Annotated in this window: 7 protein-coding genes; all 7 read right to left on the reverse strand. The window is 33.8% G+C overall.

Going from position 1 to position 15,204, the window contains the following annotated elements; all coding sequences use genetic code 11:
- The 7 genes from HNV10_RS07275 to HNV10_RS07305 all read right to left on the reverse strand — a co-directional run bounded on the left by HNV10_RS07275 (window position 1) and on the right by HNV10_RS07305 (window position 15,199).
- The gene (locus HNV10_RS07275; RefSeq protein ID WP_173300678.1) at window positions 1–1,344 is read right to left on the reverse strand and encodes a sulfatase-like hydrolase/transferase; all 1,344 of its coding nucleotides are present in this window, start codon (window positions 1,342–1,344) and stop codon (window positions 1–3) included.
- Between the two features lie 32 nt (window positions 1,345–1,376).
- Window positions 1,377–2,804: a BNR-4 repeat-containing protein gene (locus tag HNV10_RS07280; protein ID WP_173300679.1), complete on the reverse strand. Its 1,428-nt coding sequence runs from the start codon at window positions 2,802–2,804 to the stop codon at window positions 1,377–1,379.
- Between the two features lies 1 nt (window position 2,805).
- Complete coding sequence (locus tag HNV10_RS07285) at window positions 2,806–6,294, reverse strand: glycosyl hydrolase (RefSeq protein ID WP_206675991.1); 3,489 nt, start codon at window positions 6,292–6,294, stop codon at window positions 2,806–2,808.
- A 6-nt stretch (window positions 6,295–6,300) separates the two neighbouring features.
- On the reverse strand, window positions 6,301–8,418 hold the full coding sequence (locus HNV10_RS07290; RefSeq protein WP_173300680.1) for a polysaccharide lyase family 8 super-sandwich domain-containing protein: 2,118 nt from the start codon (window positions 8,416–8,418) through the stop codon (window positions 6,301–6,303).
- Between the two features lie 38 nt (window positions 8,419–8,456).
- Entirely contained in the window at window positions 8,457–9,644 is a 1,188-nt protein-coding gene (locus HNV10_RS07295; protein WP_173300681.1) for an alginate lyase family protein, read from the reverse strand.
- Entirely contained in the window at window positions 9,637–11,952 is a 2,316-nt protein-coding gene (locus HNV10_RS07300) for a glycoside hydrolase family 78 protein (protein WP_173300682.1), read from the reverse strand. Before HNV10_RS07300 ends, HNV10_RS07295 begins: the two co-directional genes overlap by 8 nt.
- Before the next feature lie 208 nt (window positions 11,953–12,160).
- Window positions 12,161–15,199, reverse strand: coding sequence for a glycoside hydrolase family 2 TIM barrel-domain containing protein (locus HNV10_RS07305; protein ID WP_173300683.1), 3,039 nt, complete (start codon window positions 15,197–15,199; stop codon window positions 12,161–12,163).
- Between the last annotated feature and the right edge of the window lie 5 nt (window positions 15,200–15,204).

A 15,204-nucleotide genomic window follows, 5' to 3' on the forward strand; every position in this document is an offset into this window, starting at 1 on the left:
TTATTCTGACCTAAAATTTTTAATTTTCTTTATTAATTCTTCAACAACTTCTGGATGATTCTCAGCAATATTATGTTTCTCAAAAGGATCTTCATCAATATTAAATAGCTGCACAACTTCGCCTTTTTTTCTTACAGGGTCTGGAACAATAATTTTATAAGGAGGAAAAATAGCCATATTATAAAACATACTATTTTCTATCGTATCAAAATCATGCGAATAAACTTCTCCAAAAAACCCTTTACGTTCGTTTAAAGATTTTGCATCTAAAACACTAATTCCAGGAAGATTATCTGGTTTTTCAATATCTAAAATATCTAATACTGTAGGCACCATATCTATACTGCTTGTAATAGTTTTACTATCCATTTTAGGTGTAATTTTACCTGCCCATTTATACATAATTGGTGTACGAATTCCCATATCGTAAGGAGCACGTTTAGAATCTACCATATATCCACTTTTTTCTGGGTCTTGTTTCCATCCATTGTCACACACATATACAAATAATGTGTTTTCCGTTAAACCTTTTTCTTCTATTATATCGAATAATTCGCCACAGGTTTCATCAAACCATTCACACATAGCCCAATATTTAGCAAGATGTTCAGAGTCGGTTTTCTTTAAATATTTATCTAATAAACGCTGTGGTGGATTATGTGGTCTGTGAGGCATAAATGGTGCATACCATAAAAAGAAAGGTTTCTTTTCTTTAATCGCTAAATCAACATAACTTGTTAAGGTATCCATCCCTTTTCGTCCAATTTCTAAACCATAATCACCATGTCTTCCTCCTCTTTTAGGATTGCCATGGGTCATTCCATAATCAAATCCTCCTATTTTATAATTACCATGCCACCATTTTCCTGTTTGAAAGGATAGATAGCCTTTTTCTTTCAGCATGTCTGGCAATGTGGTTTGCTTTTCAAAAGATGTAATTATTGGTTTATAGGCTTCATTTCTGTTTGTTCTACTTTCTTTATTGTCGCCTTTTACACGTTCATATACATAATCATTTCCCAAAATACCATGGTTTTTTGGATACAAACCAGTTATAATGGTTGCTAATGATGGTGAACACAAAGGTGTAGGCACATAACCTCTAGTAAAAGTGAGACTTTCGGAAGCAAACTTATCTAACCTTGGTGTTTCTATGTTCTCATCACCCATAAAACCATAATCGGTCCAAGATTGGTCGTCTGATAAGATGAACACAATATTTGGTTCTTGTTCTACGGCCTTATCATCTTCTATTTTAGACTCGGTCGTTTTTGATTTATTACCACAAGAAAAACAAATGCTCACAAGCAATATTAAATAACTTATTTTGTTTAATTTTTTCATTGTACTTGATTTAATTAATTTATAGTATATTATTATTCTTTATGTTTTAGTACCTGTGCTTCATTTTTATTACGCACCACTGCACCATTTTCTCCTAAGAGATACATCTTTTTGAAATCTGACCCTTTTACTTTTTCGCCTACAATAATTCTAGCATCTGGGTGTGGATTATCAATAAGAGAAGATATTACGAATGAAGCCTTTTTTCTGCTTAAAAAAACAGTTCCCTTTTTAAAGGATGCTCCGCCATTAAAGCTATCCCATCTACTAATTTCTCCAACACCTTCATTGGTTACACTTTCTAGATATATACTGACTTCTTTCGATGATTTTACTTCTAAATCACCATTACCTCTAGGAAGGTCTTTATTTTCGCTTTTTAACCACATTTTCCCATCCCATCTAAAATGTTGTATACGTTTTGGTCCACTTCTATTTTCTCCTATATCTGGACCTACCAATACGCAAACTTGTGGGTTTCCGTTTGGATCTACATCTGTTATTCCTTGAAATGTCCAATCTTCAGCTATTTCACTAACCAAGGTTTGCTCGTCTGCCAATTCTTTGCTCAAAGGCATTTCTAACCGTTCGTTTTTAACATTTTTCCACACTCCTGTTTTAGTATTAAACACCATATAATACAAGTTATGTCGCTCTGGTATGTGACCTCTAGCGTCCTGAGTGTTTTTACTATCTCTACAGATATGATAATCGAAGGCTACAATGATATCATCTCCATTACCCTTACTCACCCAAGGATACCAAGAGTCTTCGGCTTCAATCTGTTGTATACGTTTATGTTTTAAAAATGAAACCGGTTCCCCAAAAGTGCGTCCATTATCTGTAGATTTTTGATATACCCAATTACTTCTATGGGCACCGTGGCGATAAAATAGGTACATATCACCATTATCCATTTTTACAAACTGACTGTAGGTACCAAATACCGAAATATTATCTAGTGTTTGCCATGAAGAAATATCTAGAGGGTTTTTAGATACCGCATGTAAGTTTTTACCATAATGATGATTTCCTAGCGGATTTTTACCATCTGCTGGAGCTCCTCCATGCCCACCATAAGCAATGTGAATATACCCTGCATCATCAATTAGAATTGCAGGTTTACCATGATTATCAATTTTCTTCTTCCGGTTTGGGTCTTTACCCATTTCACTAATTCCTGCTTTAAATGGCCCTTGCCATTCTTTGGTTTTATGATTATATGAAGCAACATAAGGGTCTTCTAGCGGCCCTTGATACGCAACATAAGTAATACCTTTGTGATACACACCAGATGGATGTTGTACAATGGCTACCGCATTTCCAAAACCGTTGTCGGCAAAATAGTCTACCGTTTGATTTTCTTCTGTAGTTGCTTTAGATTCTTTAGTTTTTGATGCACATCCTAAAAAGCAAAAAGAAATGAATAGTATTTTGAAACAAAGTTTGTTTAGTATCATCTTAGAGTTTTACTTTTTTATAAAATTGAATGTTTACAGGCCCTAAAAGTCCAGACATTTTTAATTCATCATCTTTACTCCAATGTTTCCAAGAGGAGAATGTTTGTCTTTTGGAATCTCGAGATTTTGGATTTGATAGCCAATTAGGAAGCGCTTTGGTTTTATTACCTCTACGCTCATAATCTAAAGGCTCTTTTTCATCGCCAATTAAACGATTCACCCATAAATTCGCTATTTTTAGTGTTATTGTATTTCGACCTTTTTTCACATAATCACCAATAGCAACTCTAAAAGGCGCTTTCCATAAGGTGCTTACTTTTTTATCGTTTATAAAAACTTCGGCTACAATGGCTACACTTCCCAAATCGAGTTCAAAAGCATATTCTTTAGACAACTGTTTTTTAGATAGAGTAAATTCTTTTTCATAAATGGCAGTTCCTGAAAAATGTTGAATGTCTTCTTCTTTTGCTTCTGACCACGATGTTAAGGCCTTGTATTTCTTTTTGATTGAAGAACCATTTTTTAAAGGAAATGTTACTTCCCAATTTTCAGATAATTCTATTGACTGTGGAACCTTTACTTTTACTTGTTTTGATTTTCCTGATGCCTTTGTATAAGATAAACTTCCAGAAAAAGGGGTTTTCCAAATGTTATGGCCATTAGCTTTGTAAATTTCTGATGAAGATATAGACCTATTTAAGTTTAAAAATTCGCCCTCTGGAATTATAGTGGTTCTTGAATTGCCATCGGTTTCAAATGTAATTTTTAAGAAATTAACAGTATTTTTTAAAGCTTTACCATTTACCAATTCATCCGTAATTTTAATATTTAAATGTCCTGAAACTACCTGATTTACGATGTTTTCGGCAACATCAAAAGCTTCAAAGTTTTTAGGCACACCTTTAGTTTCTGCTTTAAATTTACCAAACACCGCAGAAATTATTTTAAGAGGTTGATTACCTGCATCAATAGTAACAAACTCTCTTTCTTCGGCATGAATATGTTCAATTTCATCACCAATTTGATATTCCATTCGAAACTCTTTTACATATCCCATTGCAGGATCGCAATCGCAAAAAGCTCTAGACATCTGAAAATTTAGCTTTCCATCATGTACTTCGGCTGCTACCTTATCAGTAATATCTACCAAGCCTTCTTGTAGAAAATTACCGTATTCTGCTTTTATTATTTTTAGGTTAGATAATGATGTTGGTGTTGGTTTTTCTAATTTTATATCCGCTTCAACAATATGATTTTCATCTACTGAATTTTCTTTAAACACTACAAAAACAGCTTGTTCACTATCTAAAGCAATAGGAATACTTATTGTTCCATCATCATTATTTTTCCAGACTGCTAGTTTTTTAATGTCTCCTGTTTCAGCATTCCAAATTTCAGGTAATTTGTTAGCCACTTTAAAACGCCCTGTAAATGCTACTTTTTCCTTTTTTGCATTGGCAACAAAATAGATATCGGCTTCTTTTGTTCTTCTGTGTATAAAACCAACGCCTTCCTTATTAGCTTCAATAATAGAAAAATCTGGGGTTATATGCGCGTTACTTAAGAACTCATCAATGGAAATATCTTTTATTAAAACTTTATCCCAAAGTGCGTTGGCCGTAGCTTTTACATAAACATCACTTTCTGGGTAATTGCTTAAACTTGGCGAACGCTTTGGTTTATTACCAATAATTTTAGCACCATTTTTAACTAGTGCATCTATTATTTTTAGTGTTTTAGGCGTTATCCAATCGCTTTCTGGTAAGGTTAGTACTTCGTAGGCTACTCCAAATTTTGTAACAATTTTACCGTTTTCTACGGATAATTCTCCGAGTTTATTAGCACCAATTAAATCATAATCGTAACCAGATTTCTTTAATTCTGGTAATAAAAAAGCCGTGTTTGGAGATGAATCGCCAGTAAATACCAATACATCTGCAACATTAGTACCTTGTTGTAATAAATATTGGGATTTGGCGATATAATCTAAATACGATTTGCTTTGTGTCCACCAGGTATTCAAACGGTTAAAATCGAAACCGTGATAACTTAACGCCATTCCAGGCCCAACATCCCAAGGTTGATGCACATAAGTATGAAATATAAAACGAGTAATACCTTCTGCCCAAGCTTTATCGCCAATAGATTTTATGGTTGCAGGGTGTTTATCCCAACCGCCAATGCCAGTAAAGGATTCTGCGCCAACAATGCTACTTCCATTTAAATGAGCAATTGAAGATACAAATTTTGAAGAATCAAAAAACGGATAACCGCCACTCCAAAATTCGCACATTACAATATCGCCTTTGGCACCTACTTGCATATTATCAAAAGGTCCCCAATAGGGTTCTACAGAAAATTTAAGTTTGTTTTTATGGCACAATTCTGCAAAATGCCCATAGTAGTTCTCGGCGATTAAATCGCCAATTGTTCTTCTAAAATCCCATTGAAAACGTTCGGTAATTTCGCCACTTTCTACATAATAGCCTGCTAAAGTTGGTAAGTACGGTGTTAAATCGTATCCTCTTAATTTTTTAAATTGATGCTCAAAACCTGTAGTCCAATTTTGCGAACCTACCTCGTAACTATCAATTAAACAATTATTTACAGTTTCCCCAACTAAATCTCCTAGCTTATTCAAAATGGGTTGTACGCCTTTATTCCAATAATCATCTAAAGCAGCTGTAGACATTTTATCTACTTCTAAACCGTGACCACCATCAACAGCTGGTCTGTTTTTTGAACCATTCGGTGTATGCCCAATTCGAAAAATAACCCATTCACCTTTTGGAATGTCCCAATCTAAAACACCATTTTCAGAAAACTTAGACGTAATATCTATAATACTTTCTTTCTTTACTATGGCTGCTTTTGGAATTTCTTTGGTATCTGGCAATAAATGATTTCTGATTCTATCTGATAATATTTTATAATCTAATCCATCAATTTTTATAGCTTTTTCAGGTTTTGGAAATGCTAAAACAGCAATGTCGTTATAGTACCTGAATTTAGTTTCTGGCTTTGAAAGTTCGCCTTTAAATTTTTGCTCTCCATTAACAATAATCTCGCTAAAAACTACGGTTTGCATTGCGTTTTCTTCTGTAATCCACGGTCCTCCACTAGACGACCAACCTGCACTATTATGAAATGCTAATTCTAAATCCAACCGTTTTGCTTCAGAAGCTGCAAAATGAAATAAATCTAACCATTCTTCACTTAAATAGGTTATTCCGCCTTTTGGAAAACCCAAGTGCACATTAAACAACTGCGCTTCTTGAATGCCCACTTGTTTCATGGCTTCCAAATCTTTTGTAATTCCAAATTTGGAAACGTTTCCACTAATCCAATGCCACCAAGTTCTGGCTTTGGCTTGGTTTGGTGGATTTTGAAATCCAGATTCTAATTCATCAATTACAATTGAGTTTTGACCTTGCAATGCCATGCTAAACATTGCTAGGAAGAAAACATAAAATAGATTTCTTTTTTTCATTACTTTTTATTCCTGTTTTTGTAATTCCAGTTGGACTGTTTTTCCTGCTTCATCACCTTTCGGTAATTGTAATGTTATCTGAGTTTTTCCGTGGACATATTGACTGCCATTTGCTTTATAATTACCAGAAATAGTTATGGTTATTTTAGTCAATTTGTGCGTTGGGTCACTTACTGATATTATGAGTTGATTTGCTTTTTCTTCTAACATCATCATGCAAGGTTGATTCACCGAAATACCTCCTTTTATTCTTGATGTTCCTTTTGAATAAAACACCATACCTGCCAATGTTCCATCCGTTGTTTCAACAGATTGTAGCGCTTCATTATTCTCGATTTTAAAAGGCTTATTTTTATTAAAATCCTTCAGTTTTGCTTCTGTTGCATTAGGCACCAAAATATAATTGTATTTTCTATTTTTAGGTTGTTTACCATGAGTAAACCATAGTTTAAAAATATGTTCCGTTAGTATCACCGGACGATAACGTTTTGCAACTTTATTCCAACTGCCTTCTAAAATATTTGTTGATAGATTTATGGTTCCTCCATTTGGAAATAAATAACCTATGTTATCGTGTAGCAACCAATCGGGATTTATCTCTTTGCGTTTTCTTACATTAGTTTCTACTTCATCATCTTTTCCTATGACAATTCCTCCTTTTGCAAAGGCTTGATTTATGGCTGTTGTAACTGGATATTCTGTATTTGCTAAAATTCCACTTCCTAAACACACAATTTTATTATCAAACATAAACCATGATTTTTTAGCCTTTAAACCATCACGATTATAGTTCAAAACTGCAATTCCATTTTCTCCATTACTAACACCTCCAACAAAAACACTATTGGTTTTAAAGTCACTAAATTTTATAATTGGTAAAGGTTTGTTATCTTGAATAATTGTAGTTCCTGGTAATTTTTTCCAATCCCAAAACGGAAAGATATTTTCATATTCCTTTCCACTAGTGGATAGTAGCGACACACCATCGCCCAAGTAATAGCCTTGAATATTTTCTTGATTTACAGACTCAGTTCCAACAACTCTCTTTGAACTCATTTTAACAGAAAAGTAAAAATCTTTTGTTCTGTGCACTTGAAAATCAGATTTCCAAAAATGTTTGTTTCCAGATAGAATTTTTGAATCTAAAGCATCATCATATGCTTTTGAATGTGCTTTATCCAAGACCTTCATTTTATGAATACATGCTTTTAAACGTGTTGCTTTTTTAGCTTGTTCGTTCTCAAAAAGCTGTCTGCCAGATGCGCTTATATCATAGGTATCTTTCCATAATATCCATTGCTGACCTTTAAGGATAATGTTTCTTAAAAATTCTATTTTGTTGGCTTCAAAATGATATGGTGTGTTGTGAACAAATGAGTAACACTTTATCATATCTTCTAAATACGAAAGACCGTAATTACCAAACTGCAATTGCGCGCCATGTTCGTGATACGACCAATCTGGTTTTACGCCAACACCTTTTGCTATTTGTAATTCATTTTGAATGGCTTTGCTTGCAATAGCCACAGAATCTGGTTTTCTTAACAACAATGAACGCAACATGACGTTGGTCGATAACCATACTTTATTCTGACCAGACATTTTTATTTTTGCACGATCAAGTAATACTTTAGCTTTTTCTAATTGCTCTTCACTTAACTCTGCTTCCATTAAAAAAAGTGTTGGCAATAATAGTTCTGGCACTCCAATATGTTGATCGTGCCAATTGGTGCTTAAAAAATCATTATCTAACCAATAGTTTAAACTTTTATAGATTTTTTTTGAGAGATTTTTATTCAGATAATATTTAGAATCTTTGTTCTTGTAATTGATAGCTAAGGATTGAACATGCTTTAAATGATTTTTCACAGGCCATCCTCCTCTAATTTTATTAGAATAATCTATGGTTGTCCATGAGCCATCTTCCTGAAAATTTTGCAATAATTCTTCTATAATTTCATCATCATTTTCTAAATTCAAGTAATATTCTATAACGTTTTTATGAAGTTGTTTTAATTCCTTTGGATACAGAATTTCTGAACCAATTCTTGTACCTGAATTATCACAACTACACATTGTAATTGAAATAAGAGCAATACAAAAGTGGATAAGATTTGACTTCATATTATAATGTTCTCTAAAACAATTTTAAATTCAAAAATTTAGTTTTTAACTTCATTTTTTTGGTTTAATAAATGAAGTGCTTTATCAAAAGATGTATCTTTTAATGTTTTACTTACATAATTTAAATCTGCTATTAATTTAGCTTCGGAACTCTTAATACTTGTAATTTGCTTGTGCTCCCATTCTTTTTCTTTAATGAGATAAGGCACCATATATTGATAGCCCTTCTTTATACTTCTGCCATCTTCTGACTCAATATTCCATAAAGCAATTCCTACTTTTTGTCCTATACGCACCAATTCCATAAACCCATGTAAATTCATGGTTGAATATGAAAAGGATTTGGTTCTTTTGAGTTCTCTTGGTTGACTTCCATCTGGTTCAATTTGACTAAAGATTCTTGCTTTTGTTATGGTAGACAGATGGTTTTTGACCTCATCTGCTCTATTGAGATATAATAGTATATTAAGCAATTGAATATCATAATGCGTTCCGTGATTATTTTCTCTTGTGGCTTCTTCCTTACCTAATTCACTGTTTTGCAACCAATCGGCATATTCTGACAACCATGACTCCATACCTTTCTTCGTTTCATCGTCAAGTTGATTTCTATCTTCTAATACCTCTAAGCATTTAAGGATTTCAACTAAACCGCCAAACTCAATAATGCCAAAACATCGTCCATCATTTTTCCCAGGTATAGATTGTCCATAATTAAGATTGGGATTCATTTTGGTATCCGCATCTAAAAACCAAGTATTTATTAACTTTAAAGCTCTATTTGCATAGCTTATATTATCGCTTAAATAATAAGCATTACTTAAGTCTCTAATTGCTCGTAGAAAGTTTTCGTTCTCAACAAAATCAGTATAATTGTTTCTTGTTTCCGGATTTATTTCACCGTCTTTTCTTATATATGGTAATCCGTCTGCTGTCTCAGGATTAGGCCACCAATAAGGCCCAATACTCATATAATCGTGTTTGCTTTTACTTGGCGGAACACCTACTTTATTCACCACTGAAAAAACAGATCTATTTAATAATTTATCTACTTGTTTAATTAGTTTGTTATAGTTTTCAACAGCTTTTTTATCACCCTTCTTAATCAGGCTTTTTTGATGTTCTAATTCCTGATATTCTATAACTCTTAATTTTTCTGAGGCTTCTTGCGCAGAATTACAGCCACAAATGCTTATTAGTAATAAGACTATTATTTTTTTAATCATTATCTGTTACTTTTAAATTATCAAAAAGATTTCCATGATAGGAACTTGCAAAAGAAATGTAACCATTACTGACGTCGTGAGATGCTTTTGTTATGGATTCATTATCAACAAAAACTTCAACGTCTTTATCTTGAAACTTTAGTTTCAATTGGTGCCAAATATTAGAATCAAAATCGATAATATTTCCTTTGGTCAACGTTTTCTTATTATACATTAGCTTCCAGTTTCCGTTTTTTTCAATCAAAAATCGATAACCGTTCAAAAAGCTGCCTTTTACACGTCCTCCTAATTCCACATTCCCATCTTTAATATAAACATCTACGCTACAGGTGAAATTCTTCCAATTTACGTCTCCAATTAAAGTGTGCGGTTTTATGTTTGTTCTTCTGTAAATACGCATCCAATCATAACCAGGTTCTGGTGCAATTTGTTTTAAGCAATTGGTGCCATCTGCTTTTAGAGCGATTTCAAAACTACCTTTTTGGTCTGAATGATATTTTGGTAAGTCACCAACTTTTCTATCCTCGTAATCTTCTTTATATGGAAATGGAAATACTTTAGATTCAGGAATCTCATACCATCCTTTTTGTTGGCCAGTTGTTGTGGTTAACGAATAGATACTATTGGCATCAAGTTGTATAGTAAACGACCTCTTTTTTGGAACGATACTTACTAACTCTACAAATTGATTTTCTGCATCGGATTTCCAAACATAAATCTTGTCGTCTGCTAAGCCCTTTTTAATTTTCACCTCTAAAGTTTCTGTATTTGCAGTACAAATAATCATACTCCAATTGGCACTGTTTTTATCTTTTAGAGTCACAACACTTCCTTTATAAGTTGATGCATCAAACAATCCACATGCTCCGTCTAAATATTCCCAATTGTGTGGTGTGGAAAATTGCGTAGTATGCGCTGTTGCCCAAATAGTTGGCCAAACTTCATAATAACCGCTCCAAGGTTCATTAGCTTTCATAGCGCCTGCCTTATCCCAAGTCACCGATTTATATATCGACCCAATAGGTGCCCAAATAAGTGTTTTTGTAATTTTATCTCTAATGTAAAATTTGTTGTACAATCGTGCTAAGTTCAGTGCTCCAGCACCATCCCAGTCTTTGCCTGTCCAGCTCCAATCTTCACTTGCCCAAAGCGGTTTTCCTGATTGTTTTGCTTTCTCTGTGGTTGGACGACCACGACCATCTACCATATTATCGGTAAACTCCCTTCCTGAAACATAATGGTAACCTACTGCTTCAATGACTTCATTGAACGCGCTATCTTTTTCTAAATCATTAAATATTTTCCAGTCACCACTGTTATCATCTGGGCCTTGAATTTTTACGTTTTGATAACCACTGGCATCTAAAGTGGGTCTCATATAGTTTACCAACCAATTACGATTAGTATCGTTTTCATTTTCGGCTGCAGCTACCCAATCTATGTCTAAATCCCATTGCTTTTTTGCCACATCTAAAAATGCTACAAAATACTCAGCGGATTCTTGTGAGTAAATGTTTGGTTTTAGCCATCCAGGAAAACTCCAAGGTAGGTACTCTAGAATCATTTCTGAGTTTCTGTTTTTGGCTTCTTTCATCAACCAAAACTCATAGCCACGAGATACCGGATTTTTCAATTCTTCTCTCGTAAAAGCATGTGATGGTTCTGATCCACAAGTAGAATTTTCTCCTCCACCCATTTCAACTTTTAAATGTTGAAAACCAGCACCAAATTTAGGTTTGAATAAAAGGTCTAAAATTTGACTTCTTATAGGGTCTTTATAATCATATAATAAATCTGTTGAAGCACCTGCACTAACCGCTCCAATACCTTCAAAAGTTCTACCTGTATCTTTACTGTTTATATTGATTTTGATGATACCTTTTTTGGATTTAGAAAACACATGAGGTTGAAATGCTTTTGCAGGGTTTTCTATTTCTCCCATTTCAAACCAAGAAACTTCACTGTGAACTGCACCTCGATTATTTCCCCAAATGGTGACTTTCCAGAACACACGTTGTCCGTTTTTTAAAGGTGCTCCTGAATACTGTATACTACTAGATTGTGATGAACTGGTTGGCCCTGAATCCCACAAATCTGGATATTTTAATTTTTCTGGCGAGGTTGCCATTACAATTCTATAACCTCCTTGTTTTGGACTTTTAGCATCACCTATAAACGTCCAACTAAAATGCGGTTTATTAATGGTTATGCCTGTTGGGTTAGTTTTCGATTCGCACTTCAAATCCTTCACCTCCGAAGCATAGGAAAACGAACACATAAAAACTATAAGACATACTATTTTGTTCATTACACCAATACTTTTTTATAATTGAAAACGACGCATTACTTACTAATTTTTAGAGTATGAAAATTTGAAACAATCGTTAATTGTTTCTTCCTATTTTAAATTCAATCTTTATTACAACTAAACATTAATAGTAGAAAATTAAACACTAATAAAACTCCCATCGCAATTAATATATTTATCATATCAACTATTTTTAAAACTTTTTTAATTAATCCACAAACAACTCATCTATAAAAGGACCGCTTTTACCTGTAGTTTCTAACTTAATACTGTTTGCACCCGATTTAAAAAACACTTTTGCATTTACAAATTTCCAATTCTGCACCCAACCTCCTGTTGGTAAAAATTCAAACGTTTTTATATATTCATCATTTACAAATAGTTTCATTGGATAGGTTTTATAAGCATCATTATGCATATATCTAAATCTAATCGCATACGTTTTTCCTTCACCATCGTTTTCTTTGTAAAACATAATAGCTCCTTCGTTGCCATTAAATCTTACAAAACCTGTACCTTTAAAATGATGAGCTTTATCACTAACTTCTGCTTCTCCCGTAAGTATGGCTTCTTCGGCAGCTATATTGACACCTCTACCTTTCCACATATCTTTAGAATGTTCGTCGCCCCAAAATAAACCTTCATTTTTACCAAAGTTTTCTTCCATTGTTATAATAGTCTTGCCGTTTTGTTTAACTGCGACTTTTACTGTGCTACCGTCTAAAACTTCAAAAGCGCCTTTATAAATTGTACCTTTTGTTTCAGGATTATCGCCATTGACTGTATATAGAATTTCTAAATCATCAACATTTGAATTTCCTAAAACCTGAATCTGTTTGGCGTCAATGGTGATTGTATTTGAAGTATATAATGCTTTATCTCCTAAAATTGAAGCTGTGATAATTGATGCCGATTTTGCATTGGGTAATTCTCTTAGGAATAGTCTTGTTTTCCCAAAAAACATGGCTCTAAAATCAGACTTTGTTCTGCTGATAGGATCAATAGGATTTCCATTTTCCATGGAAATTTTCTTTACATCACCTTGAATATTATAGTAAACTCTGTTTTCTCCGTAAGGGTATAAATTATTGTTTTCGTCTAAACTTTCTGAAGTGATGATATAGCTTGTGGTAAACGAATCTTCAGCATCTAACTTTTGAATACTTGTTTTTAATTTTGAGGGTTGTTTACTCGTTGAAAAAGCTGTCCTCTTTACTTCTTTTCCATCTATATAAGCTACCGCTTCTAGTATTCCTTCTTCATAAGGCACTAGCCATTCGCATTGCATTTCGTTCCAAACCATTCCTGGTTTATCTTTACCTAAAGATTTACCGTTTAAAAACAATTCGACTTCATCTGCATTAGAATAGACCCAAACCGGAATAACCGTTCCCTTTTTCATTCTTGGATGCGTCCAATGTGGTAACATATGAATCATAGGTTCTTTTGTCCATTGACTTTGATAGAAATAGAATAAATCTTTTTTGAATCCAGCCACATCTAAAACGCCTCCCATAAACAAATTGAACGGTAATCCACCGTGTGCTAAACCTGCTTCTCCGTAATAATCGAAACCTGTCCAACGGAAATGACCACTATGCCATGGGTTATCTCTCATGACTTCCCAATATTTTCTTGCTGAAACTCTTACTGTAGCATTATCGTACGACGAATTGAAACTTTGTTTTCTGTTCCTCCAATTTTTAGGATTGATTCCTTCGTAAAAAAAGATTTCTTTTTCAGTTAAGTTTGGTAATTCGTAAGTACCGGGCAACTCATTATCGCGCCACCATGTTTGTGTTCTGTAATACCCACGTGTTTGCCAAGTATGTGGTGCTTCTGTGGAAATAAATGGTTTATCTAATTTTTTCCCATTCATCCCATCTATAAACGAATTGGTTTCAGAACCTCCATTGACACCAGTAATATCCATATCATCTGGATTTCCTGCACCAGATGTAAATAATCGTGTTGGGTCTAATCGTTTACCAAATTTCACCAATTCCGACGCCACATCGCTATGTGTTTCATTGCCTAAACTCCAGACAAAAATACTTGGGTGATTTCTATCTCTGGTTATCCATTCTTTTACATCGCGTTGCCACCATTCATCAAAAGCTTGTTTACCATAATCTTGAGGTGCTTTTTTGTGCCAACCATCAAAAATTTCGTCCATTACCAGCAACCCAATTTCATCACAGATATCGTAAAACATTGGTGGTGTTGGGTTGTGTGATGGACGGATAGCATTAATACCCATGTCTTTTAAGGATTGAAGTTTCCAACGTAATAGTGGTTTTGTCCAGGCACCTCCAACTGGACCTCCTTCCCAATGTTCACAAACGCCTTTTAATTTTATGTTTTCTCCGTTTAACCAAAAACCTGTTTCAGTATTCCATTCTACGGTTTTAAAACCAAAATTGGTTTCAACTTCATCAATGACTTTTTTACCATCTAAAATTTGAGTTACGGCTCTGTATACATTTGGTGTTTCTGGACTCCATAATTTTGGTGTTTTCACTTCAAATTGATAGGTTGGATTGGATATTTTTAGTTTCTCACATTTTTTGATTAATTCCTTTCCATCAGGAGAAAACAATTTTACTTCATATTTTAAACCTTTCAATTTTCCATTAATTTCTGCATCTATATTTACAGTTGCGTTTTGATCAGAAATGGAAGGTGTTTTAATAAAAATACTGTTTGGTTTAAAATGCGTTGGGTTAACTTCTATTAGTTTTACTTGTGCATATATTCCGCATGGATGATACCAACGTGCTGAAGGCTCTAAACTATTATCTACTCTAACAGCAAATGTATTTTCTCCAGCTTTTAAATACTTAGAAATATCGTATCTAAAACTGATATAGCCATAAGGTCTTTTGTCTAAATAATTACCATTTATCCAAACCTCACTATTCATGTAAACCCCATCAAAATTGATGTAAGTGATGTTAGAAAGATTGGCTTTATTGACATTGAAAGATTTACGATACCAACCAATACCACCATCGTGATAACCACCACCTTGACCTTGGTCTCCACCTTTCCGTACGCCTTTTTCGAAAGACCAATCGTGTGGCACGTTTAAGGTTGTCCATGAGGTATCATCGAAATTTTCTTTTGAAAAATTGGGATTATCCTCTAATATAAAATTCCAATTATTATTGAAATTAGTAATTTTTCGTTGCGCATATCCATTAGAAATCGTTAATGAGAAGAATAAGAAAACGAGAATGTTTTTCATTGTTT

The sequence above is a fragment of the Winogradskyella litoriviva genome (assembly GCF_013249065.1).
Taxonomy (GTDB): Bacteria; Bacteroidota; Bacteroidia; order Flavobacteriales; family Flavobacteriaceae; genus Winogradskyella; species Winogradskyella litoriviva.

What these genes read in the sequence shown, in the direction of transcription:
- HNV10_RS07305 (WP_173300683.1), bottom strand. Translation starts at nt 15,199, where the DNA reads ATGAAAAACATTCTCGTTTTCTTATTCTTCTCATTAACGATTTCTAAT.
- HNV10_RS07275 (WP_173300678.1), bottom strand. Translation starts at nt 1,344, where the DNA reads ATGAAAAAATTAAACAAAATAAGTTATTTAATATTGCTTGTGAGCATT.
- HNV10_RS07290 (WP_173300680.1), bottom strand. Translation starts at nt 8,418, where the DNA reads ATGAAGTCAAATCTTATCCACTTTTGTATTGCTCTTATTTCAATTACA.
- HNV10_RS07280 (WP_173300679.1), bottom strand. Translation starts at nt 2,804, where the DNA reads ATGATACTAAACAAACTTTGTTTCAAAATACTATTCATTTCTTTTTGC.
- HNV10_RS07300 (WP_173300682.1), bottom strand. Translation starts at nt 11,952, where the DNA reads ATGAACAAAATAGTATGTCTTATAGTTTTTATGTGTTCGTTTTCCTAT.
- HNV10_RS07295 (WP_173300681.1), bottom strand. Translation starts at nt 9,644, where the DNA reads ATGATTAAAAAAATAATAGTCTTATTACTAATAAGCATTTGTGGCTGT.
- HNV10_RS07285 (WP_206675991.1), bottom strand. Translation starts at nt 6,294, where the DNA reads ATGAAAAAAAGAAATCTATTTTATGTTTTCTTCCTAGCAATGTTTAGC.